Genomic DNA, 23,136 nt, shown 5'->3' with positions numbered 1-23,136 from the left:
TCCGCAGCAGATGTGTTGCGAACAATGGCGGTGACGGGCATTTGCCAGCCAAACATCTGCCTGTGGTTATGGGCCCCTGCTTCGCAGGGGCGACACCGAGTATGCGGCGAGCTGCAACTACACGCCGCGGAACAGCACACCGATGGTCAGCACGACGAAGGCAATCGCGAGTGCATCGAAGGCGTGTGCTGCCGACAGCAGCGGCACCGAGGCATGCATGTAGTGTGCGAGCATCGCGACAAGCGCGAGTACCAGGGCGATCGCGAAGATGACGAACGAGGGCGGGGTGAGGGCAAAACTGCCACGGCGATAAGGCATGCGCGTTGCTCCTGTGCGGTTGGGCGCGCAGCAGGACGGCGCGCCATCTGTTCCGGCAGGGAACGTATAAAGCGGGAGAAAGGTTGCAGGGTCGGGAACAAGAATTCCGAGAGTGTTGCCGCTCATCCACGGTGTTGCCGAAACTACACGCCCTCGAACTGCAACCGCGCCAGCCGCGCATAGAGGCCGTTGGCCGCAACCAGCGACGTGTGGGTGCCCTGCTCGACGATGCGGCCGCGATCCATGACCAGGATGCGGTCGCAGGACAGCACCGTCGCGAGGCGATGCGCGATCACCAGGGTGGTGCGGTCCTTCATCAGCCCCTCGAGCGCGGTCTGCACCAGCGTCTCGCTCTCGGCGTCGAGCGCCGATGTCGCCTCGTCCAGCAGCAGCAGCGGCGCATCGCGCAGGATGGCGCGCGCGATGGCGATGCGCTGGCGCTGACCGCCGGACAGCGTGACGCCGCGCTCGCCCAGCGCCGCGTCGAAGCCGTTCGGCAGGCGGCGAATGAATTCGCTGGCATGAGCGAGATCGGCGGCACGCTCGACCTCGGCGTCGGTCGCCTCGGGCCGGCCGAAGCGGATGTTCTCGCGCGCGCTTGTCGCGAACACCACGGATTCCTGCGGCACCAGCGCGATGCGCTCGCGCATCTTGCGCGGATCGGCCGCGCGCACCGGCACGCCGTCGAACGAGATCGAGCCGGAAGCGGGATCGTAGAAGCGCAGCAGAAGATGGAACAGCGTGCTCTTGCCGGCGCCGGAGGGGCCGACGATCGCGACCTTCTCGCCGGCGCGGATCGCAAACGAGACGTCATCGAGGACGCGGACGTCGGGGCGGCTCGGATAGGCGAAGCTGACGTGGTCGAAGCCGAGGTCGCCGCGCGCCGGCTCCGGCATCGGGCGGGGCTGCGCGGGCGCCGTGATCTCCGGCTGCACATGCAACAGCTCGAACAGCCGCTCGGCCGCGCCGGACGCCGCCGACACTTCGCCCCAGACCTCCGAGAGCTGGCCGAGACCGGCGGCGGCAAAGGCCGCGTAGAGCACGAACTGACCGAGCCGGCCGGCGCTGATCGCGCCGGTCAACACGTCGTGCGAGCCGACCCAGAGGATCGCGACCACGCTGGAGAAGACGATGAAAATGATGATCGCGGTGAGCACGCCGCGCGCCTGGGTCGAGACCCGCGCCGCCTCGTAGGCCTGCTCGACCTCGCCGCCGAAACGCGCCGCAGCGAGCTTCTCGCTGGTATAGGCCTGCACGGTCCTGATCGAACCGATCAGCTCGGACGCATAGGCCGAGGCGTCGGCGAGCGTGTCCTGGGCGTTGCGCGACAGCCGCCGGACCCAGCGCCCGAACGCCACCAGCGGCAGCACGATCAGCGGGATCGCCAGCAGCACGAAGCCGGACAGCTTCGGGCTCGTGATCACCATCATCGCGGTGGCGCCGATGAACAGCAGCAGATTGCGCAGCGCGATCGACACGGAGGCGCCCGCCGCCGATTTGATCTGGGTGGTGTCGGCGGTGAGCCGCGACACCAGCTCGCCGGAGCGGGCGGAATCGAAGAAGGACGGTGACAGCGACATCAGATGCGCGAACACGTCGCGCCGGAGATCGGCGACGATGCGCTCGCCGATCGTCATGACGAGGTAGTAGCGGGCGGCGCTTGCCAACGCGAGCACCGCCACGACGGCGATCATGACGCTGAAATAGCTGTTGATCAGCTCGATGCCCTTCGGCGTGAAGCCGAAATCGATCATCCGGCGGACCGCGATCGGCACCAGCAAGGTGGTCAGGGCCGCCACCGTCAGCGCGATCAGCGCCAGGAAGGCGCGGCCGCGATAGCGCAGGACATAGGGAGACAGCGCCAGCAGCGGGCGCAGCTTCGAGCGCCGCACAGGGCTTGCCGGCTCCGCCAATGCCTCGACGGCCGCAACGGCATCTCCGACCGGATCCTGCCCTGGGGCAGCGCCCTGCCGTTCGTCAAGCCGTTCCACTGCGCTCATGGGCCACCTGAGAATTCTTCCAAATACCGATCTGCCGTCCTGATAGGCCTGCCGGGCCGGGCTTGGCAAATCCGGAAACGTACCAAGGTGTTCAACCGCGACCTTGGCTTGTTTTGGGCAGAACCTTGGGCTATAGAGCCGGCCAATTGTCCCCCTTCAGTGACGACAGGATCAGGCGCGGCCGCGCCGCATCATGTCCTCGCATCGTGCCGCAGGATCAGCCATGAAAGCCGACATTCACCCGAATTATCATACGATTACGGTCGTGATGACCGATGGCACCGAGTACCAGACCCGCTCGACCTGGGGCAAAGAGGGCGACAAGCTCAACCTCGACATCGACCCCAAGTCGCACCCGGCCTGGACCGGCGGCACCCAGCAGATCATGGATCGCGGCGGCCGCGTCTCGCGCTTCCAGAAGAAGTTCCAGGGCTTCCTCAAGAAGGATTGATCCTTCCTGGGCCCTCGGCACCGGCCATCCTGGCCTGCGCCCATGGACAGCTCACAGCAAAACGCCCCCGGACACGGGGGCGTTTTTGTTTCTGGGCTGGACGCAACGAGACCTCCGGGTGAGGCGAGCGGCCCGGCAGGGCCGCCCGATGCCGCGGCCTACTGCTCGAACGCAGCCTTCAGCCGATTGAGATGCGGGACCAGCGGATTGCCGATCGCGCTCTGGTCCGGCGGCGGGGAATGAATGGTCGAGTCGAGCCGGCGGACCCGCACCTGAAGGCTCATCGAGCGCGAGATCAGACTCTGCAGCTGCTGCGGCAGCTTCTCCAGCAGATCATCCGGCCCGGGATCTGCGGCGGTCAGCTTGACCTTGGTCTTCTCGCGGTTGGCCTGGCTCAGGGTCATCTCGCCCTCCTTCACCGCACGGTGCAGGAGCAGCCAGGACGCCAGCTGCATCAGGCGGGTGGTGAGGCGCATGCTCTCGGTGGCGTAGGTCAGGCTGACGGCGCGGTCGAGCGCCTTGGCCTCGTTGCGGCCGTCGCCATCGAGATAGGCGGCGGTCTCCTCGACCAGATCCATGCCTTCCCGGAACAGCGCGCCGAATGCAGCAGAATTGGTGAGCCGCTCGTTGAACTGAACCAGAGCGCCATCGCTCAGCAAACGGTCCGACATGGTTAACGCCTCTTAAACGCGACTGTTTACGCAACCCGGCAACGGCGCCGGTATGATGAACAAATCATTGCGCGGCCGGTTTCGAGAGTCCAGCAGCAACGCCTTTTATGGTTTCCACGGCGTGGGCCATGCCGTGCCCTCGTACCACTTGCGACTGCCACACGGCCGATCGCGGCCGAGTCGCACGATCAGCTCAACTAGCAACCATGATCACGGCAATAGTTTGCAGTCGTCGAACCAGGATCGTCACGCCTGCCGCTGCGCACAGGATTTTCGCGCGTGGCCGGCTGGCGACCGAAGACCGGCACGGGCGCAATGAGCAGGTACGACGATCGTTCCACGATCGCCCGCCTGCGGATGGACGAGCGCGCCACGGGCGACCGCCCGGTTCGCCCGGCTCGGTGAGCGCGCAAAAAAAGAGCCGCCGTTTCCGGCGGCTTTGAAGTTGATAACAGGGAGGCGTCAAACAGAGTGGACAGGAGCCACTCGGTGTCCAAACGAGGACGGTTCCGGTTGTAAACGCGAAAGCTTAATCAACCGTAAATGGCGAAAATTTTTCAATCTTCGTTAGCCATGTCGGCCACTGGCCGACCGTGTTTCCACGGCCGCGAGGCTCACGACTTGAAGATGCTGGCGGCGGCATCACGCGAGGCGCGCTTTTTCGCCACCGCCTGCTCGATGCGCTCGATCTCGGCGCGGAGCAGCGCCACCCGGCTGGTCAGTTCCTCGACCGACAGCATCGACAGATCCTGCCCGATCTCGTGCGAAACGGCCTTGCGCGGCCGGTCGTCGTCCTCGTTGGCCATCTCACCCTCCTCCCGGTTGCCAGCCATGCCCCGGCTGGCTTAAGCACGCGGCAGCATCGCTTTCAGCCCTCGCCGAAGGATTTCTCATGGAACAGCTGCCCGCGCAAATGACCGTGGTCGCCATCAGCCAGCCGGGCGGACCCGAGGTGCTCAAGCCGGAAACCCGGCACCTCCCCAAGCCGGGCCCCGGCGAGATCCTGATCAAGGTGAAGGCCGCCGGCGTTAACCGTCCCGACGTCGCCCAGCGCTCCGGCAGCTACCCGCCGCCGCCAGGCGCCAGCGACCTGCCCGGGCTGGAAGTGGCCGGGGAGGTCGTGGCGCTCGGCGAGGGCGCGGTCCGGCACAAGCTCGGCGACACCGTGATGTCCCTGGTCGCCGGCGGCGGCTATGCGCAATATTGCATCGCACAAGACGCGCAGGCGATGGCGGTCCCCTCCTCACTCTCCATTCTGGAGGCCGGCGCCCTGCCCGAGACCCTGATGACGGTCTGGCACAACGTATTCGAGCGCGGCGGTCTGCAGGCGGGTGAGACCCTGCTGATCCATGGCGGCTCTTCGGGCATCGGCACCATGGCGATCCAGCTCGCCACGGCATTCGGCGCCAAGGTGCTGGTCACCGTCGGCTCGCAGGACAAGGCCGACGCCTGCGTCAAGCTCGGCGCCATCAGAGCCATCAACTACAAGACGGAGGACTTCGTCGCCGTGGTCAAGGAGGCGACTGGCGGCAAGGGTGCCGACGTCATCCTGGACATGGTCGGCGGCGACTACATCGAGCGCAACTACGACGCCGCGGCGATCGATGGCCGTATCGTCCAGATCGCCTTCCTCGCCAGCCCCAAGGCGTCAGTCAATTTCGTCAAGCTGATGGTGAAGCGCCTGACCCATACCGGATCCACGCTGCGCCCGCGCAGCAACGCCGACAAGGCGGCGATGGTGGCGGCGATCGAGGCCAAGGTGATGCCGTTCCTGCGCGAGGGCCGCATCAAGCCGCTGATGGACTCGACCTTTCCCCTCGTGGACGCCGCGAAAGCGCATGCACGCATGGAGACCAGCCAACATATTGGCAAAATTGTGTTGGAAATCTAGGCGCAGTCTAAACAGAGCGTGTTTGGAAACTCTTTGATTCTCCTCGCTTTCGTGCCAATGATCGCGCACATCTGAACCGTGCCTGGAACGGCTCCAATTAGCCCGGCGACGACCTCTTTCGATTTGGCTTGTTTCGCTTTGGATTGGTGTCGAACGCGGAGATTTGACATTGCGTCTGATCAGGTGCCTCGCGTCGTTGGCGGCGCTGGGCCTCGTGATGTGTGGTGCCGCTGCCCCCGCTCAGGCCGTTGACGCCGTCAGCGTTCGCAGCGACGCGCCTGCGATCGACCTCACGGGCATCCTCGATCATCAGCGCAGCGAGAACGACCGCATCCAGGTCTCGACCGCGCCCGGCACCGACGGCATCGTCCGCCGCATCGAGGTGCGGGCCCGCGAGGGCGGCCAGAACTGGATCGTGTTCGCGCTGGCCAACAACACCGACGACCAGCTCGACCGCCTGATCGTGGCACCGCACTACCGCGTGGTCGGCTCCGGCGTGTTGTGGCCCGATCTCGGCCTGTCGCGCATCGCCACCATCACGCCCTCGGTCGGCGACCTGCCGGAGCGGCAGGAGAGCCCGACCGCCGACGTCTTCCGCGTCACCCTCGATCCCGGCTCGGTCGTCACCTTCGTGGCCGAGCTGCGCACCGACAAGCTGCCGCAGCTCTATCTGTGGGAGCCCGAGGCCTACAAGGACAAGGTCAACTCGTTCACGCTGTACCAGGGCATCGTGATCGGCATCTCCGGACTTCTCGCCCTCGTTCTCACGATCCTGTTCGTGGTCAAGGGCAGCATCATGTTTCCGGCGGCCGCGGCGCTGGCCTGGGCGGTGCTGGTCTATATCGGCGTCGATTTCGGCTTCTGGGGCAAGGTCCTGGACATGTCGAACAATGCCGAGCGCGTCTGGCGCGCGGCCGGCGAGGCGATCCTCGCCGCGACCCTGCTGGTGTTCCTGTTCGCCTATCTCAACCTGTCGCGATGGCACGTTCGCTACTCGCACATCACGCTGGGCTGGCTGTTCTTCTTAGGGTCGCTGGTCGCAGTGGCGCTGTTCGACCCGGCGGTGGCCTCGGGCATCGCGCGCATGTCGCTGCTGCTGATCGCCGTGCTCGGCTTTGCGCTGATCGTCTATCTCTCCAGCCACGGCTTCGACCGCGCGGTGCTGCTGATACCGACCTGGTTCCTGCTCACGGTGTGGGTCGCCGCCGCCGGCATGACGGTCGCGGGCCAGGTCACCAACGACATCGTCGGTCCGGCTCTGCTTGGCGGCCTCGTGCTGATCGTGATGCTGATCGGCTTCACGGTGATGCAGCATGCCTTCGCCGGCGGCGGCGCCACCACCGGCATCGTCTCCGACGTCGAACGCCGCGCGCTGGCGCTGGCCGGCTCCGGCGATTTGATCTGGGACTGGGACGTCTCCGCCGACAAGGTGTTCACCAGCCCGGAGACCGAGAGCCTGCTCGGCCTCAAGCGCGGCACGCTCGAAGGCCCCGCGGCCAAATGGCTCGAGGTGCTGCATCCGCTCGACCAGGACCGCTTCCGCGCCGCGCTCGACAGTGTCCTCGACCAGCGCCGCGGCCGCCTGGTGCAGGACTTCCGATTGCGCACCCCCGACGGCCATTTCATGTGGTTCGCGCTGAAGGCGCGGCCCGTGGTCGGCTCGGACGGCGAGGTCTCGCGCGTCGTCGGCACGCTGACCGACGTCACGGAGTTCAAGAATGCCGAGGAGCGCCTGCTCCACGACAGCGTGCACGACAACCTGACCGGCCTGCCCAACCGCAAGCTGTTCATCGATCGTCTTGCCGCCGTCGCCAATTTCGCCAAGTCGATGCCGGCCATGCGGCCGACCCTGATGGTGATCGACCTCGACCGCTTCAAGCAGGTCAACGACTCCGTCGGCATCGCGGTCGGCGATTCCATCCTGCTGACCCTGGCGCGGCGGCTGTCGCGCATCCTCAAGCCCCAGGACACGCTGGCGCGGCTGGCCGGCGATCAGTTCGGCCTGATCCTCTTGTCGGAGCAGGACCCCGCCCGCATCACCGCGTTCGCCGAGACCATCCGCAAGACCATCCGCGCGCCGATCGCCTTCAACGAGCGCGAGATCTTCCTGACCGCCTCGATCGGGCTCGCACTGTCCGATCCGCAGACGCAGCTGTCGGAGGACATCATCAAGGATGCCGAGCTTGCGATGTATCACTCCAAGCGCATCGGCGGCGACCGCATCGACGTCTACAAGCCGGCGATGCGCGCGCGCAAGAACGACCGCCTGACGCTGGAGAGCGAGCTGCGCCGCTCGATCGAGCGCCAGGAGATCACGATCCTGTACCAGCCGATCGTGCGGCTGGAGGATCGCTCGGTCGCCGGCTTCGAGGCGCTCGCGCGCTGGGATCACCCCAAGCTCGGCCGGATGTCGCCGATCGAGTTCATCACCATCGCCGAGGAGATCGGCCTGATCGTCGATCTCGGCACCTTCGTGCTCGACCAGACCGCGCGGCAGCTCTCGGTGTGGCAGCGCGCAACGCGGCTGCGCGAGCCGATCTTCGCCAGCGTCAACGTCTCCTCGCGCCAGCTGCTCCGCCACGACCTGATCCACGACATCCGCTCGGTGCTGGCGCGCTCGTCGGTGGCGCGCGGCTCGCTCAAGATCGAGCTGACGGAATCGCTCGTGATGGAAAACCCCGAGCACGCCGCGCAGATGCTGGCGCGCATCCGCGAGCTCGGCGTCGGCCTGTCGATCGACGATTTCGGCACCGGCCATTCGTCGCTGGCCTATCTGCAGCGCTTCCCGTTCGATACCTTGAAGATCGATCAGTCGTTCGTGCGCACCACGGCGCGCGGCACCCGTCCCGTGATCCTCAAATCGATCATCGCGCTGGCGCACGACCTCGGCATGGACGTGGTGGCCGAAGGCGCGGAGACCGACTCCGATGCCGTCGAGCTCTACCAGCTCGGCTGCGAATACGCCCAGGGCTACGCCTTCGGCGAGCCGATGGATGCCGATGCCGCGATGCGGCTGCTGACCGAAGAGCGGCTGGAAGCGGCGAGCTGAGGGCCGCAATGCATCCATGATGGCAACAGCCTCAGGATGCATCTTTCCTTTTGCCTCGTTTGAGGTAGAGTTACCACGGTACCGCGTAAAGGGTGCCGTGTGAGTGATGACCAATGCGTGCTTGCGGGGCAGAAGGCTCGCGACATGGCCCGTTCGCGACGAGCCTAGTCCGTCTCGAACTGCGACAGCGCGGTGAGCGCGCGGCGATAATTGTCGGCACCGAGCCGGCGTGCCACCCGCTTCTCGTGCGCGGCGACGAGTGCATTGGCCTTCTTCAGGATCAGGCGGCCACGCGGCGTCAGGCCGAGCGCATGGGCCCTGCGGTCGTGCGCGGAGCGTTCGCGCACGACCAGGCCGGCCTGCTGCAGGTCGTCGAGCAGCGCGACCATGCGCGCGCGCTCGATGCCCAGCGCGCCGGCGATCGCGATCTGCGCGGCGCCGGGATTGGCGGCGATCGTCTCCAGGATCGAATAGAGGATGACGTCGAGGTCGATCGTTGCGAGCGCGGCGTTGACGTCGCGGAAGATCCAGTGCTGCAGGCGGCGGACGAAATAGCCGAGATGGTTCTCGAGCTCACCGAGACCGATCCCGGACTCCCGGCTGGTTGCGTCTCGCTGCGCTCCGGCGCTCGCGCTCTTGGGCATGCTGGCTCGCTGACATGAAGCATCCCTGCCTAGACCGATGCCGTCGCCAGGGCAAGCCGCCCCAATTGGTCACATCCACAATAATTGCAAAGTACAACCATTCTGTTAGTCTCGCGCTCAACGACTACACCATGGGAGGGAAACGCATGCCGTCAAAGACGACGACGGCTGCCTGCATTGCGACCGCAATGCGGCGGCAGATGGCACCCGATCGCGGCGCCTGCCGCGCGGCATCCTCCCTCCCCGCCTCCTCCCGTATTGCGGCTTCCGCGATCACCTCCCGCAGCCCGGAGACACGCCATGGCTGATGCAGAACGCCGCGCCTCCGAGCCTGCGATGTTCGCCGAGCCGTCGATCGAGGCTGTCAGGCGCGACGACGGCACGATCATCCTGCGCTCGCGCATGCCGCTGCAGCCGGCCGCGCGCTGCACCGGCGAATGGCTCGAGCATTGGGGCCGCCATTTCCCGGATCGCACGTTCCTGGCCGAACGCCGTGGCGACAACTGGACCTGGCTCACCTACGGCGAAACATTGATGCAGGTCCGCGCCGCCGCGGCCTGGATGCTCGCCCAGGGCCAGGGTCCCGAGCGTCCGCTCGCGATCCTCTCCGACAACAGCATCGCCCATGCCGTGCTGGCGCTCGCCGCGCAACATGTCGGTGTCCCCGTCTGCGCGATCTCGCCGGCCTATTCGCTGATGTCGACGGATCACGAAAAGCTGCGTGCGATGATCCGTCTGCTCGATCCAGGCGCCATCTTCGTCGCGCAGCGCGAGCCGTTCGCGCGCGCGCTCGCGGCCGTCGACGGCCTGCATCGGGCAACGATCATCGCCGGCGATGGCGATGGAACGAGCGCGGTGCCGCTGCAGACCCTGCTCGCGACGAAGCCAGGCGCCGAGGTCGACCGCGCCTTCGCCGCGGTCACGCCGGACACGGTGGCCAAGCTGCTGTTCACCTCGGGCTCGACCGGGCAGCCGAAAGCGGTGATCAACACGCACCGGATGCTGACCATGAGCCAGCAGGCCAAGGCGCAGCTATGGACGTTCCTGCGCGAGGTCGAGGGCGGCCCCGTCATCGTCGACTGGCTGCCATGGAGTCACACCTTCGGCGCCAACCACAATTTCAACCTGGTGCTGAGCCACGGCGGGTCGATCTACATCGACAGCGGCAAGCCGGCGCCCGGCCTGTTCGAGACGTCGCTCGCCAATCTGCGCAGCCTGGTGCCGACGATCTATTTCAACGTGCCGCGCGGCTTCGACATGCTGGTCGCCGCACTCAGGGCCGATGACGATCTGCGCCGCAGATTTTTCTCCGGCGTCAGGTGCATCCTCTATGCGGCCGCGGCCCTGCCGCAAAATCTGTGGGATGCGCTCAATGAGATGAGCCGGGCCACGATCGGCCGTCCTGCACCGCTGGTGTCGGCGTGGGGCGCCACCGAGACATCGCCGCTCGCGACCGACTGCCACTTCTTCGCCGAGCGCGCCGGCAACATCGGCGTGCCCATCCCCGGCACCGAGCTCAAGCTGGTGCCGACCGGCGAGAAGCTCGAAGTCCGCGTGCGCGGGCCGAACGTGATGCCGGGCTATTGGAAGGCGCCCGAGCTCACGGCCGCGGCTTTCGACGAGGAGGGCTTCTACAAGATCGGCGACGCCGTGAAGCTCGCCGATCCCGAGCATCCGGAGCGCGGCCTGTTCTTCGACGGCCGCATCACCGAGGATTTCAAGCTCAGCTCCGGGACATGGGTGAACGTCGGCGCGCTACGCGTCGCCGGCATCGCGGCGCTGGCACCATTGGCGCAGGATATCGTGATCGCCGGCCACGGCACCGACGAGGTGCACTTTCTCGTCGTGCCCAACATCGCAGCGTGCCGCAGCGCTGCTGGGCTGGCCGAGACGGTCCCGGCCAGCGACGTTCTGGCGCATCCGTCGGTGCGCACCGCCATCGCGCGAGGATTGGCCAGGCTTCGCACTGAGGCGGTCGGCTCGTCGCGCTATGCGAGCCGTGCGCTGTTGATGGCGGAGCCGCCCTTGCTCGATGCCGGCGAGATCACCGACAAGGGCTATATCAACCAGCGCGCGGTGCTCAGCCGCCGCGCCGATCTGGTCGCACGACTGAAGGATGAAACCGCGACCGAGCTGATCAGGCCCGACATGTCCTGATCCGGAACTACACGACTACTCGACTCACTCACAAAATGTCGCACGTATAATTACGGAAACGCCTCGCGAATACGGCAATTAGCTACCAGTCACACTTAACCGGGCATCAACTGCGAATCCTTAAAATGGCTTGCATCTAGCTCCCTCATTTGTCCGGACCGCCCCATGGCCAAGCCGCGTTTCTCTCTCGCCCTCCGCATCTACGCGATCATCGGCCTGTCATTCTGTGGACTGGTCGGGCTCGCCGCAACGCAGAGCCAGAACCTCGAGACCGCTCTCAAGGATCAGCGGCAGAGCGAGCTGAGCCATCTGGCACAGACGGCAGTCAGCATCGCCCGCGAGGAATATGACGCGATCGCGCGCGACAAGGTGGCGCCCGAGGTCGCGCAGAAGAAGGCGGCCGAGCGGATCGGCAAGCTGCGCTACGGCAGCGGCGACTATTTCTGGATCAACGACATGGGTCCGAAGATGGTCATGCATCCGATCAAGCCGGAGCTGAATGGCCAGAACCTCGCTGACAACAAGGACCCGACCGGCAAGCGGCTGTTCGTCGAAATGGTCGATGTCGTCAAGCGTCAGGGCGCCGGCGTCGTCGACTACATGTGGCCGAAGCCCGGCAAGGATGCGCCGCAGCCGAAGATGTCCTATGTCGCCGGCTTCGAGCCCTGGGGCTGGATCATCGGCACCGGTGTCTATGTCGACGATCTCGAAGCCCAGATGTGGGAGAGCAAGCGCAGCGTGTTCATTGCCGCCATGCTGGTGATGCTGATCATCGGATCGATCACGCTGATCATCGCGCGGCGGATGTCATCGGCGCTGGCCGCGATGAGCGGCGCGCTGACCGAGCTCGGCAACGGAAACTTCGACATCAAGCTGCCGGGTCAGAACCGCAGCGACGAGCTCGGCGACATGGCGCGCTCGATCGAGCAGTTCAGGCAGAAGACCGAGGAGAAGGCGCGGCAGACCGCGATGCTCGAAGACGAGCAGCGCCAGGTCGCCGAGCGCATCAAGACCAGGGCGCTGCAGGAGATGGCCGAAGCCGTCGAGCAGGCCGCCAGCAACGCGGTCGGCGAGGTCGCGCAGGGCACCGGCCACATGGCCGACAATGCCAAGTCGATGACCGACAGTGCGCTGACGCTGGAGCGCAACTCGAGCAGCGTTGCGGCAGCGGCCGAGCAGGCTCTCGCTACCACCCAGACGGTCGCCAAGGCGTCCGCCCAGCTCGCCGCCTCGATCTCGCAGATCTCCAGCCAGGTCAGCTCGTCGCGCGAGCTCACGCGCAAGGCCGTCGCCGCCTCGTCCGATGCCCAGGCCACCATCGCGAAGCTGTCGGAGGCCGCCGACAAGGTCGGCGCCGTGACCAGTCTGATCAGCGAGATCGCCGGCCAGACCAATCTGCTGGCGCTGAACGCCACCATCGAGGCCGCCCGGGCCGGCGATGCCGGCCGTGGCTTTGCGGTCGTCGCCTCCGAGGTCAAATCGCTCGCCGAGCAGACCGCCAAGGCGACCAGCGAGATCGCGCAGCAGATTGCCGAGATTCAGGACTCGACGCGCGCCTCGGTGACCTCGATCGGGGCGATCGGCGAAGTCATCCGCAACGTCGAAGCCGTATCCTCCGGCATTGCCGATGCGATCCAGGCGCAGAACGGTGTGACCATCGAGATTTCGCGCACGGTCGAAGAGACGTCCGCCGCCGCGCGCGAGGTCGCGAGCCAGATCGCCGAGGTCTCGCGCGAGGCCAGCGAGGCCGGCCGGCGCTCGACCGACATCCGCGACGGCTCGACCGTTGTCGCCGACAAGGTACAGCGACTGCGCACCGAGCTGGTGCGGGTGATCCGGACCTCGACGGCCGACGTCGATCGCCGGCTGTCGACGCGGCTCAACATCAATCGCCCGGGCACGCTGCAGGTGAACGGCGAAGCGATCCCCGTCACCGTGCGCAACCTCTCGCTCGGCGGCGCCCTGCTCGAAGCCGTTCCGGTTCGTCTGACGATGAACACGTCGGTGACGCTTGCCATCACCGGCATGGTGTCCGATCTGCCGGGGACCGTGACCCGCGTCGGCGACCGCACCGCGCTGGTGCAGTTCGCACTGAACCCGGAGCAATCGGCGCGGCTGACGGCGCTGGTCTCGGACCGTCAGGCGGCGTAGCGCGCCGACCTCCGCCTCAACGGAAATGGCAGGCGACGAGATGCCCCTCGGCGCTCGCCTTCAATGGCGGCACTTCCTTGCTGCAGACGTCCTTGGCGATCGGGCAGCGGGTGTGAAAGTGACAGCCCGATGGTGGATTGATCGGGCTCGGCACCTCGCCCTTGAGCCGCACGCGCTTGCGCTTGATGCTCGGGTCCGGAATCGGCACTGCCGACAACAGCGCTTCCGTGTAGGGATGTTTCGGCGCCGAATAGAGCTGGCGTGACGGCGCGGTCTCGACGATGCGGCCGAGATACATCACCGCGACGCGGCGGCTGATGTGCTCGACGACCGAGAGGTCGTGCGCGACGAACAGATAGGCGATGCCGAACTTCTGCTGCAGGTCCTCGAGCAGGTTGATGACCTGGGCCTGGATCGAAACGTCGAGCGCCGACACCGGCTCGTCGCAGATGATCAGCTTGGGCTCGACCGCGATCGCACGCGCAATGCCGATGCGCTGGCGCTGGCCGCCGGAGAACTCGTGCGGATAGCGCGTCATGTGATCGGCCTGCAGGCCGACGGTCTCCAAGAGATGAACGATGCGCGCCTCGTATTGCTGGCGTGAAGTCGCCAGCCCGTGGATCGTCAGCGCCTCGCCGATGATGGCGCCGATGGTCATGCGCGGGTTGAGCGAGGCATAGGGGTCCTGGAAGATGATCTGGATGTCGCGGCGGAGCGCGCGCAGGCCTTCGCCGGACAGCGCGATGACGTCCTTGCCTTCGAAATTCAGCTCGCCCGAGCTCGGCTCGATCAGCCTGAGCACGCAGCGCCCGGTGGTCGACTTGCCGCAGCCGGACTCGCCGACGAGGCCGAAGGTCTCGCTCGGCTCGATGTGGAAGTTGACGCCGTCCACCGCGCGCACGCTGCCGATCTGGCGCTTCAAGAGCCCACCCCGGATCGGGAACGCCTTGGTCAGGTTGCGTACGCTGAGCAGAGGCGCGGGTGCGGCGGGCGTGGCAATCGCAGCTTCGGTCATCACAGTAACGTCTCTTCGGCGCGGATGCACGCCACCTTGTGGCCGGGCTCGATCTCGCGCAGCAGAGGCTGCGCGGTCCTGCAATCGGGAATGGCGAAGCGGCAGCGCGAGGCGAAGCGGCAGCCCTCCGGCGGATTGACCAGCTTCGGCACGCTGCCGGGAATGCTCTCCAGCCGGCTCTTCCTGACCGCGTCGAGATCGATGCGCGGGATCGAGCGGATCAGGCCCTGCGTGTAGGGATGGCGCGGATTGGCGAACAGACGATCGACCGGCGCCTCCTCGGCCACCCGGCCGGCATACATCACCACGACGCGCTGGGCGACCTCGGCGACGACGCCCATCGCGTGGGTGATCAGCATGATCGACATGCCGAGCCGCTCCTTCATGTCGAGCAGCAGATCGAGGATCTGCGCCTGGATCGTGACGTCGAGCGCGGTGGTCGGCTCGTCGGCGATCAGGAGCTTCGGGTTGCACGACAGCGCCATCGCGATCATCACCCGCTGGCGCATGCCGCCGGAGAAGTGATGCGGATAATCGTGCACGCGGGCTTTCGGATTGGGGATCTGCACCAGCGCCAGCATCTCCGCCGCCCGATCCATCGCCGCCTTCTTGGACAGGCCCTGATGCAGCCGGATCACCTCCGCGATCTGATCGCCGACGGTGTAGACCGGGTTGAGCGAGGTCATCGGCTCCTGGAACACGATCGCGATCTCGCTGGCGCGGATCTTGTTCATCTCGGACGAGCCGAGCGACACCAGGTCACGACCCTGCCACAGGATCTGGCCGCCGGCGATGCGGCCGGGCGGCATCGCGATCAGCTTCAGCACCGACATCGCGGTGACGGTCTTGCCGGAGCCGGACTCGCCGACCACGCACAGGGTCTCGCCGCTGCCGATCGAGATGTCGACGCCGTCGACGGCCTGGACCTCGCCCTCGTCGGTGTTGAAATAGGTCTTCAGCCCCTTGATCTCGAGCAGCGGAGCCACGCGCGCGTCCATCACATCACCTTCCGCGGATCGAGCGCATCGCGCAGGCCATCGCCGATGAAGTTGATCGCGATGACCGTGAGGAAGATCGCGCCGCCGGCGAACAGCGCCCAATGCGGCGCGATGTCGAGATAGTCCTTGGCGTCGAACAGCAGCCGGCCCCAGGTCGGAATGTCCGGCGGGAAGCCGAGACCGAGGAACGACAACGTCGATTCCGCGATGATCGCCGCCGCGACGTCGATGGTGCCGGCGACGATCACGGGTCCCAGCGCGTTCGGCAGGATGTGGCGGACGACGAGACGGGCGTTGGAGGCGCCGAGCGCGCGCGCCGCCTCGACGAACTCCTTCTCGCGCAGCGACAGGAACTGCGCGCGCACCAGCCGCGCCACCGGCATCCAGCGGAAGCCGCCGATCACGAGCACGATCAGGACGAAGGTGCCGCCCTCCGGCCCGACGAGGCCCTTCAGCAGGTCGCGGAACAGATAGATCACGAGCAGCAGCAGCGGCAGCTGCGGCAGCGACAGGAACAGGTCGGTCAGCCACATCAGCGCGGCATCGACCGGCCCCTTGGAGTTGCCGGCAATGGCGCCGATGACCACGCCGACGAACAGGCCGACCGCCATTGCCGCAAAGCCGACGGCGAGCGAGATGCGGCCGCCATAGATCATGCGCGCCAGCAGATCCTGCCCGAGATCATCGGTGCCAAACGGATGGTCCCAGGACGGCGCCGCGAGCCGCGCGGTGAAATCGATCTCGTTGATCGGCACGCGCCAGATCCACGGGCCAACGACGATCGCAAGCGCCAGCAGCGCCAGCACGACAATACTGACGGCCGCGAGGCGGTGACGCAGGAAGCGCCTGACCGCATCTCGTCCGGGCGAGAATCGGCGCTTCGTCGAAGCCGGCGCGAGCGGCGTCTCAACGGAAGGAGATGCGTGGGTCAAGCCAGCCATACAGGATATCGGCGATAAGGTTGAATAGGACGACGAGGCAGGCGAACACGAAGGTCACCGCCATGATGACGGGCGTATCGTTCGCGAGGATCGCGCTGATCAGGAGCGAGCCGATGCCGGGAATGCGGAATATCTGCTCGGTAACGATGGCGCCGCCGAACACAGTCGGCATCTGCAGCGCCACCAGCGTCACCACCGGAATCAGCGCGTTGCGCACCACGTGCTTGACAATGACCTTGCTCTCGTCGAGCCCCTTGGAGCGCGCCGTCGTGACGTAATCGAGCTTGATGACGTCGAGCACGGCCGAACGCACGTAGCGCGTATACGACGCGGCCTGGTAGAGGCCGAGCACGGTAACCGGCATCACCGCCTGCTTGAAGTTTTCCCACCACCACATCCAGCCCGTGGCCTGGATGTCGGCACGATAGACGAATGGCAGCCAGCCGAGATTGACGCTGAAGATCAGGATCAGCAGCAGCCCGGTAAAAAAGGTCGGCAGCGAGAAGCCGATGAAGGCGAAGGTGTTGGCGATCTGGTCGAAGATCGAATAGGGCCGGCGTGCTGCAAGCACGCCGACCGGAATCGCCACGATCAGCGCGAGGAGCTGAGCGGTTCCGACCACGTAGAGCGTAGCCGGAATGCGCTGCAGGATCAGTGTGTCGACGTTGACGCGGCTGGCGAAGGAGAAGCCCCAGTCGCCATGCATCATCGCAATCAGCCAGTGGAAGTAGCGCACCATGATCGGGTCATCCATGCCGAACTTGACGCGCAGGGCCTCGCGGACCTCCGGGGGAATGTTCGGATTGCTCGCGAGCTCGCCGAACGGATCGCCCGGTGCGAGCGCCAGCAGCACGAACAGGATGACGCTGATGCCGAGCAGGCTCGGCACCGCGACGATGAGGCGCCTGAGGAGGTAGTTTCCCATCGCTCAGCCTCTCAGATGTCTAATCATGCTGGTGGCGCAATCAGGTCTCGCGATACCAGTTGGCGATCTGCCAGAGATCGTTGTCCCAACCGCTCTTGTTGGCGACCATCCCGTTCTTCAACCCGATGCAGTTGCGGCGATTGATCTCGGGCAGGATGTAATTGTCCTGAACGACGAGATCGTTGAGCTTGATGAACAGCGCCGCGCGCTTGACCGGGTCGAGCTCGCTCGAGGCCTGCTTGTAGGTCTCGTCATATTCCTTGTTCTGCCAGCGCGAGACATTGCGGCCCTGCCACTTGTTCTCCTTGTTCGAGACCTCCCACGAGGTGAACTGGTTCATGAAGAACTGCGGATCCGCCTGCGGCATGGTGGTCTGGTACATCTCCATGTCGCAGTAGAAATGGGTGTAGGTGTCGGGATTGGCCGCGTCGGAGGAGAAGAACACCGACGCGACGACCGATTTCAGCTCGACCTCGATGCCCGCCTTCTGAAAAGCCTGCTTGATGATCGCCTGGTTCTTCTGGCGCGGCGCGTTGATCGACGTCTGGAATACCAGCTTGATCGGCTTGCCATCCTTTTCGCGAATGCCGGACGAGTTCTTCTTCCAGCCCGCCTCCTCCAGGATCTGATTGGCCTTGTCGATGTTGAACTCGAACTTGTTGTTCGGCGAGCGGAAGCGCTCGGGATTGTTGAGGAAGTTCGGCGTCGCGACGCCAGCGCGCCCGTAGATGAACTTCTGCACCGAGGCGCGATCGATCAACAGGTTGATCGCCTTGCGCACGGCCGGATCGGAGAACACCGGATGCTTGGTCTTGATGCTCGCGCGCTCGCCGTCGACCTCGGTCCAGGGATCGGTGACGTTGAGCGCGATATATTCAATGTGACCGGTCACCGTGAGCTGCGCCTTGCCCTGGCCGCCGGCCTCCAGCTTGGTCAGGATCTCGTCCTCGACCTGGAGATTGTAGGCGTAGTCGTATTCACCGGTCTGCAGCACCGCGCGTGCCGCCGACACCGCGTCGCCGCCGCCCTTGACCTCGACCGTGTCGAAATAGGGCCGGTTTTCCTGATGATAATCGGGGTTGCGCTTGGCGGAGATGGAATCGCCGGGCTTGAAATCGACGTAGACGTACGGGCCGGTGCCCACCGGCTTCAGATTTGCCGGCGCCTCACGCGACTTGCCGCCGATATAGTCGGCGAACAGATGCTTCGGAATCACCGGACCGTAGGCTGCGACGAAGGCATCCGCCCAGAACGGCGTCGGCTGCTTGAACGTCAGCTTGACAGTATGGTCGTCGATCTTCTCTGCCGATTTGATACCCCGGTAGCTGCCGATCGAAACCGCAGCGGTGTCGGGATTGACGGAATATTCCCAGTTGAAGATCACGTCGTCTGCGGTGAACGGCTTGCCGTCGTGCCATTTCACGCCCTGCTTCAGCTTCCAGGTGACCGACAGGCCGTCGGCGCCGAGCAGGCCGTTCTCCTTGCTCGGAATCTCGGCCGCGAGAATCGGCACGAGATTGCCGTCGGCGTCCCAGCCGGCGAGCGGCTCGTAGAACAGCCGGCAGGCCTCCTGATCCTTGGTGCCGTTGGCGAAGTGCGGGTTGAGCAAAGTCGGCGCCTGCCAGAACAGCAGCTTGAGCGGGCCGCCGCCGCCGGCCTTGGTCGGCTTGTATGCGATCGGCTCGGCGGCCATCGCAACGCCGGAATGGGCGAGCATCGCGCCGGCCATCGGCGCGGTCAGCCCCACGGCAATCATCCGCTGCACAAATTCGCGCCGTGACAGGCGTCCTGCTTTGACATCAGCGATCTGGCTACGGAGGTCACGCTCGTTCATTCATCGACTCCAAGGTGGTGCTGAATGCCAAAAAACGCGTCCCCGTCATGCATCGATCGGGAACTGCACAAAATTGGATCAGCCTTCGAAGCGACTGTCAAAGCAGAATCCGGGCCAATTCCGCAATAAAGAATGGATCGATTGTCGCACTTCGCAGATGCGGGAAGAATGACTGCCAGGGCATCCCGGAAAATGGAACTACGTCGTCAACGACGGTCGCCCCGCACCGGGACGCCGTAAGGAGTGCTCAGCTCTCGCGATACCAGTTGGGCAGCTGCCAGAGGTCGTTGTCCCACCCCGAGGAATGGGTTTGCAGACCCTTGCGGATGCCGCTGACGCGCGGACGATTGAGCTCCGGCAGCACGTGACGACCGGCGCAGACCGTGTCGTTGAGCTTGATGTAGAGCGCCGCACGCTTCACCGGATCGAGCTCGCGCGTGAGCTCGTTGTAGAGATCGTCATACTCCTTGCTCTGCCAGCGCGAGATGTTGCGACCCTGCCATTTGTTGGCCTTGCTCGCCACTTCCCACGACACGTACTGAGTCATGAAGGCCTGCGGCTCGGGCGACGACATCGTGATCATCAGCATTTCCATGTCGCAATAGAAGTGCGTGTAGGTGTCGGGATTGGCGACGTCGCTGGAGAAGAACACCGAACCCACCACCGACTTCAGCTCGAGCTCGATGCCGGCCTTCTGGCAGGCCTGTTTGACGATCGCCTGGTTCTTTTGCCGCGGCCCGTTGGTGGAGGTCTGGAAGACGAGCTTCAGCGGCTTGCCGTCCTTCTCCCGAATCCCGCTCGTCCCCTTCTTCCAGCCGGCGTTCTCCAGGATCTCGTTCGCCTTGTCGATGTTGAACTCGAAGCGCGTGTTGGGCGAGCGATAGCGCGCGGGATTGTTGACGCAGTTCGCCGTGGCGATGCCGCCGCGGCCATAGACGAATTTCTGGATCGATGCGCGATCGATCAGGAGGTTGATGGCCTCGCGCACCGCCGGGTCCGAGAACAGCGGGTGCTTGGTCTTGAGGCTCGACCGCTCGCCGTCGACCTCGACATTGGGATCGGTGGCATTGAGCAGGATGAATTCGAGATTGCCGGTCGGCACGATCTCGGCGACCCCGGTCCCGCCGGTCTCCAGCTTGACGAGGATCTCGTCCTCGACCTGCAGATTCCAGGCGTAGTCATATTCGCCGGTCTGCAGCACGGCGCGTGCCGCCGATACCGCGTCGCCGCCGCCCTTGATCTCGAGCGTGTCGAAATGCGGCCGGTTCGGAACGTGGTAGTCGGGATTGAGCCTGCCGGTCAGGATGTCGCCCGGCTTGAAGTCGACGAACAGATAGGCACCGGTTCCGACCGGCTTGAGATTGTTCGGCGCCTCGCGCGACTTGGCGCCGATGTAGTCGCTGAACAGATGCTTCGGAATGATGGCACCCCGGCCGCCGACGAACGGCGTGAACCATTGCGGCGTCGGCCGGCTGAACACGAGGCGAACGGTGTGGTCGTCAAACTTCTCGATCGTCTTGAGGTCCCTGTAGTCGCCGATGGTGACTGCGGACGTCTCGGTATTGGTGGCATATTGCCAGTTGAAGATCACATCGTCCGCAGTGAACGGCTGGCCGTCGTGCCACTTCACGCCCTGCTTGAGCTTCCAGATGACCCAGGTGCCGTCGGCCGCGACGGTGCCGTTGGCCACGCTGGGAATCTCGCTCGCCAGCACCGGGACGAGATTGCCGTCGGCGTCCCAGCCGGCCAGCGGCTCGTAGAAGGCGCGCGCGGATTCCTGATCCTTGGAGCCGATGGCAAAATGCGGATTGAGCAGGGTTGGCGCCTGCCAGAACAGGAGCTTCAGCGCGCCGCCGCCACCCGCCTTGGTCGGCTTGTAGGGGAATTCCTGCGCCGCCATTGCCACTCCCGAATGCGCCAGCATCATGCCGGCCAGCGGCGCCGTCAGTCCGGCCGCCAGCATCCGCTGCACGAAGTCACGGCGCGATAGCCGCCCGTCCTTGACCGCGGCGATCTCGTGGCGCAGGTCCTGCTCGTTCATGTCCGTCTCTCCAGATCCTCGGTCACAATGCGGGCTCGATCGCGCTCTGAAAGCTCAACCACACTGCAGCACCGCCCGGAAAGCAGGATGTAGGCCAATTGCGCGGACACTGATGCAGCTCAGCGCTCCGGCTTCAGCTTGCGGAAGCGGACGCCCTTGCCATCGGGCAGCCGGGTCGCGACATAGCCTGCCGCCAGGCAGGCCTCGCGCTGCGGCATCTTCTCCTGCGGACTCCGCAGGCTGTCCCACCACGAGGCGCGCTGCGCGGCGCGCGGCAGGCCGTCGCCGATCAGCTCCTCGATCTCCTCGAGGCTGAGCACCAGTTCGGGGCGGGTCTGCCGCTTGAGATAGTCTCGAAGCGCATCATAGTCCGGCAAGTCTCGACTCCCTCATACCAGCGCGTGTGCGGCCGCCTTGACGACAGGCGCGGCGAACGCAACGGCTCGTTAACCTAACATGCGTTACTTCGGCCTGATCCGTCAGTCTACGGACGGGGTTTCACGGGGACGGGACGAACCGATGCGCTGGACACGCCGAACGGGCCGGGCGACGCAGCCTTGGCGGCTCTCGGCGCGCACGCTGATCACCTGGTCCATCTCGACCATCATCGGTTTCTCCGCCATCTGCGCCAGCGTCATGATCGACCTGCGCCGGAGCGAGGAGGTCCGCGCCCGGCAGGCGCTGGAGAACATGGCCGCAAGCATCGGCGCCGACATCAGCCGCAACGTCGAGCTCTACGATCTCTCGCTGCGGGCCGTGGCCAGCAACATGTTGCTGCCCGAAATCAACGAGGTCAGCAAGCCGGTCCGCCAATTGATCCTGTTCGACCGTTCGTCCACCGCGAAGAATTTCGGCACCATCCAGGTGTTCGATGCCCGCGGACGGCTGTCGCTCGAATCGTCGACGCTCGACCCGCTGCCGGAGGACCGCAGCGACGCCGATTTCTTCCAGGTGCATCGCGACGGGCCCGACACCGGGCTCTATGTCGGGCGGCCCGCCCAGCATCATGGCCAATATTCCATCGTTCTCAGTCGCCGCATCTCGACGCCGGACGGACGCTTCGCCGGCGTCGTCGCCGGCTCGATCCGCCTCGGCTATTTCCGCGACCTGTTCGCGCGGCTCACGCTCGGAACGGGCGACAACATCACCGTGCTCCGGCGCGACGGCACCGTCATCGTCGGCGCGCCATTCGATCCTGCCGCGATCGGACGCAACCTGGCGCGGGCGCCGGCCGTGACCCGCGCGCTCACCGAGCCGGCCGGCTGGTCGAGCAGCCATGGCGCGCTCGACGATCTGCCGCGGCTCCTGGTCTGGCGCAACGGCACCGAGCCGCTGGTCGTGATCGCCAGCAAGTCGTGGGACAGCGTCTTCGCCTATTGGCGCAACGAAGCTGCGCAGATCGGCGCGATGATGCTGGCGCTGATCGTGTTCGTCCTGGCCGCGACGCAGGTCGCCGCGCGCGAGATTCAGCTCAGGGCGAAGGTCGAATCCAGGCTGGAGCAGCTTGCCACCACGGATCCACTGACCGGCCTGAAGAATCGGCGCAAGTTCGACGAGACCATCGAGCTCGAATGGCGGCGGGCGCAGCGCGCCGGCGCGCCGCTGGGGCTCTTGATGATCGATGCCGATCACTTCAAGAGCTACAACGACACCCACGGGCACCAGGCCGGCGACCAGGTGCTGGTCGGCATTGCCGTGTGCATTTCCGATTCGGTGCGGCGCGCCGGCGATTGCGCCGCGCGCTATGGCGGCGAGGAGTTCGCGGTGCTGCTGCCGGGGACCTCGGAAGCGGATGCGCTGCGCGTCGCGGAGACGATCCGCAGCAAGGTCAAGCTGTGGGCGGGAGAGGCGTGCACCACCTCGATCAGCATCGGTGCCGCCAGTGTCACGCCGTCGCGCGACACGGATTGGACCGGCCTGCTCAATGCCGCCGACCGCGCCCTCTACATGGCCAAGGCCGCGGGCCGCAACCGCTGCGCCAGCGCAGCGGTGCATAACCCGTCACCCGCGGCCTCGCTGGCGGCGTGATGCCACCAACTGTCTCGAAGGC

18 protein-coding genes are annotated in these 23,136 nt (G+C 65.6%); 6 read left to right on the top strand and 12 right to left on the bottom strand.

Going from position 1 to position 23,136, the window contains the following annotated elements:
* Window positions 1–117 precede the first annotated feature (117 nt).
* Both ACQR1X_RS06595 and ACQR1X_RS06590 read right to left on the bottom strand, forming a co-directional pair.
* Window positions 118–318 (bottom strand): hypothetical protein, encoded by a 201-nt coding sequence (locus ACQR1X_RS06595; RefSeq protein WP_006614616.1) that lies wholly within the window; start codon window positions 316–318, stop codon window positions 118–120.
* 143 nt (window positions 319–461) lie between these two features.
* Entirely contained in the window at window positions 462–2,318 is a 1,857-nt protein-coding gene (locus ACQR1X_RS06590; protein ID WP_434898531.1) for an ABC transporter ATP-binding protein/permease, read from the bottom strand.
* 223 nt (window positions 2,319–2,541) lie between these two features.
* Between ACQR1X_RS06590 and rpmE the strand changes: the two genes are divergently transcribed.
* A complete protein-coding gene (rpmE, locus tag ACQR1X_RS06585; RefSeq protein ID WP_012046762.1) occupies window positions 2,542–2,769 on the top strand; it encodes a 50S ribosomal protein L31 in 228 nt (75 codons plus the stop codon).
* A 158-nt stretch (window positions 2,770–2,927) separates the two neighbouring features.
* Here rpmE and ACQR1X_RS06580 read toward each other — a convergent pair whose 3' ends face one another.
* Both ACQR1X_RS06580 and ACQR1X_RS06575 read right to left on the bottom strand, forming a co-directional pair.
* Complete coding sequence (locus ACQR1X_RS06580) at window positions 2,928–3,440, bottom strand: DUF1465 family protein (protein ID WP_315804767.1); 513 nt, start codon at window positions 3,438–3,440, stop codon at window positions 2,928–2,930.
* Window positions 3,441–4,054: 614 nt separating this feature from the next.
* Window positions 4,055–4,246, bottom strand: coding sequence for a DUF1192 domain-containing protein (locus ACQR1X_RS06575; RefSeq protein WP_315713892.1), 192 nt, complete (start codon window positions 4,244–4,246; stop codon window positions 4,055–4,057).
* A gap of 86 nt (window positions 4,247–4,332) precedes the next feature.
* Here ACQR1X_RS06575 and ACQR1X_RS06570 point away from each other — a divergent pair, with 86 nt between their 5' ends.
* Complete coding sequence (locus ACQR1X_RS06570) at window positions 4,333–5,331, top strand: NAD(P)H-quinone oxidoreductase (RefSeq protein WP_434892664.1); 999 nt, start codon at window positions 4,333–4,335, stop codon at window positions 5,329–5,331.
* A 169-nt stretch (window positions 5,332–5,500) separates the two neighbouring features.
* Entirely contained in the window at window positions 5,501–8,380 is a 2,880-nt protein-coding gene (locus tag ACQR1X_RS06565; protein WP_315804765.1) for an EAL domain-containing protein, read from the top strand.
* Between the two features lie 164 nt (window positions 8,381–8,544).
* Here ACQR1X_RS06565 and ACQR1X_RS06560 read toward each other — a convergent pair whose 3' ends face one another.
* On the bottom strand, window positions 8,545–9,024 hold the full coding sequence (locus tag ACQR1X_RS06560; RefSeq protein WP_434892665.1) for a MarR family winged helix-turn-helix transcriptional regulator: 480 nt from the start codon (window positions 9,022–9,024) through the stop codon (window positions 8,545–8,547).
* A 300-nt stretch (window positions 9,025–9,324) separates the two neighbouring features.
* Here ACQR1X_RS06560 and ACQR1X_RS06555 point away from each other — a divergent pair, with 300 nt between their 5' ends.
* Together ACQR1X_RS06555 and ACQR1X_RS06550 are read left to right on the top strand one after the other, a co-directional pair.
* Complete coding sequence (locus ACQR1X_RS06555; RefSeq protein WP_434898530.1) at window positions 9,325–11,181, top strand: feruloyl-CoA synthase; 1,857 nt, start codon at window positions 9,325–9,327, stop codon at window positions 11,179–11,181.
* 165 nt (window positions 11,182–11,346) lie between these two features.
* Complete coding sequence (locus ACQR1X_RS06550; protein WP_315804762.1) at window positions 11,347–13,332, top strand: cache domain-containing protein; 1,986 nt, start codon at window positions 11,347–11,349, stop codon at window positions 13,330–13,332.
* 16 nt (window positions 13,333–13,348) lie between these two features.
* On the opposite strand, the gene ACQR1X_RS06545 is transcribed toward ACQR1X_RS06550, so the two are convergent.
* From ACQR1X_RS06545 to ACQR1X_RS06515, 7 genes are all read right to left on the bottom strand, one after another.
* On the bottom strand, window positions 13,349–14,347 hold the full coding sequence (locus ACQR1X_RS06545; RefSeq protein WP_315804761.1) for an ABC transporter ATP-binding protein: 999 nt from the start codon (window positions 14,345–14,347) through the stop codon (window positions 13,349–13,351).
* Window positions 14,347–15,345 carry an ABC transporter ATP-binding protein gene (locus ACQR1X_RS06540; protein ID WP_315804760.1) on the bottom strand — a complete coding sequence of 333 codons (999 nt, stop codon included), beginning with the start codon at window positions 15,343–15,345 and terminating at the stop codon, window positions 14,347–14,349. The genes ACQR1X_RS06545 and ACQR1X_RS06540 overlap by 1 nt, the downstream gene beginning before the upstream one ends.
* The gene (locus ACQR1X_RS06535; RefSeq protein ID WP_316177309.1) at window positions 15,345–16,286 is read right to left on the bottom strand and encodes an ABC transporter permease; all 942 of its coding nucleotides are present in this window, start codon (window positions 16,284–16,286) and stop codon (window positions 15,345–15,347) included. The genes ACQR1X_RS06540 and ACQR1X_RS06535 overlap by 1 nt, the downstream gene beginning before the upstream one ends.
* The gene (locus tag ACQR1X_RS06530; RefSeq protein WP_316177308.1) at window positions 16,252–17,211 is read right to left on the bottom strand and encodes an ABC transporter permease; all 960 of its coding nucleotides are present in this window, start codon (window positions 17,209–17,211) and stop codon (window positions 16,252–16,254) included. Before ACQR1X_RS06530 ends, ACQR1X_RS06535 begins: the two co-directional genes overlap by 35 nt.
* 40 nt (window positions 17,212–17,251) lie before the next feature.
* Window positions 17,252–19,045 carry a peptide ABC transporter substrate-binding protein gene (locus tag ACQR1X_RS06525; protein WP_434846219.1) on the bottom strand — a complete coding sequence of 598 codons (1,794 nt, stop codon included), beginning with the start codon at window positions 19,043–19,045 and terminating at the stop codon, window positions 17,252–17,254.
* Window positions 19,046–19,292: 247 nt separating this feature from the next.
* Window positions 19,293–21,086, bottom strand: coding sequence for a peptide ABC transporter substrate-binding protein (locus tag ACQR1X_RS06520; RefSeq protein ID WP_434838594.1), 1,794 nt, complete (start codon window positions 21,084–21,086; stop codon window positions 19,293–19,295).
* A 119-nt stretch (window positions 21,087–21,205) separates the two neighbouring features.
* Window positions 21,206–21,463, bottom strand: a complete 258-nt coding sequence (locus ACQR1X_RS06515; protein WP_316177305.1) for a DUF7662 domain-containing protein — start codon at window positions 21,461–21,463, stop codon at window positions 21,206–21,208.
* 142 nt (window positions 21,464–21,605) lie between these two features.
* Between ACQR1X_RS06515 and ACQR1X_RS06510 the strand changes: the two genes are divergently transcribed.
* Entirely contained in the window at window positions 21,606–23,114 is a 1,509-nt protein-coding gene (locus ACQR1X_RS06510) for a sensor domain-containing diguanylate cyclase (RefSeq protein WP_434898529.1), read from the top strand.
* Window positions 23,115–23,136: the final 22 nt, after the last annotated feature.

Origin of the sequence: Bradyrhizobium sp. HKCCYLRH3073, from assembly GCF_051167995.1 — a bacterium.
Classification (GTDB): domain Bacteria; phylum Pseudomonadota; class Alphaproteobacteria; order Rhizobiales; family Xanthobacteraceae; genus Bradyrhizobium.
This window is presented reverse-complemented; position numbering and strand designations above follow the sequence as displayed.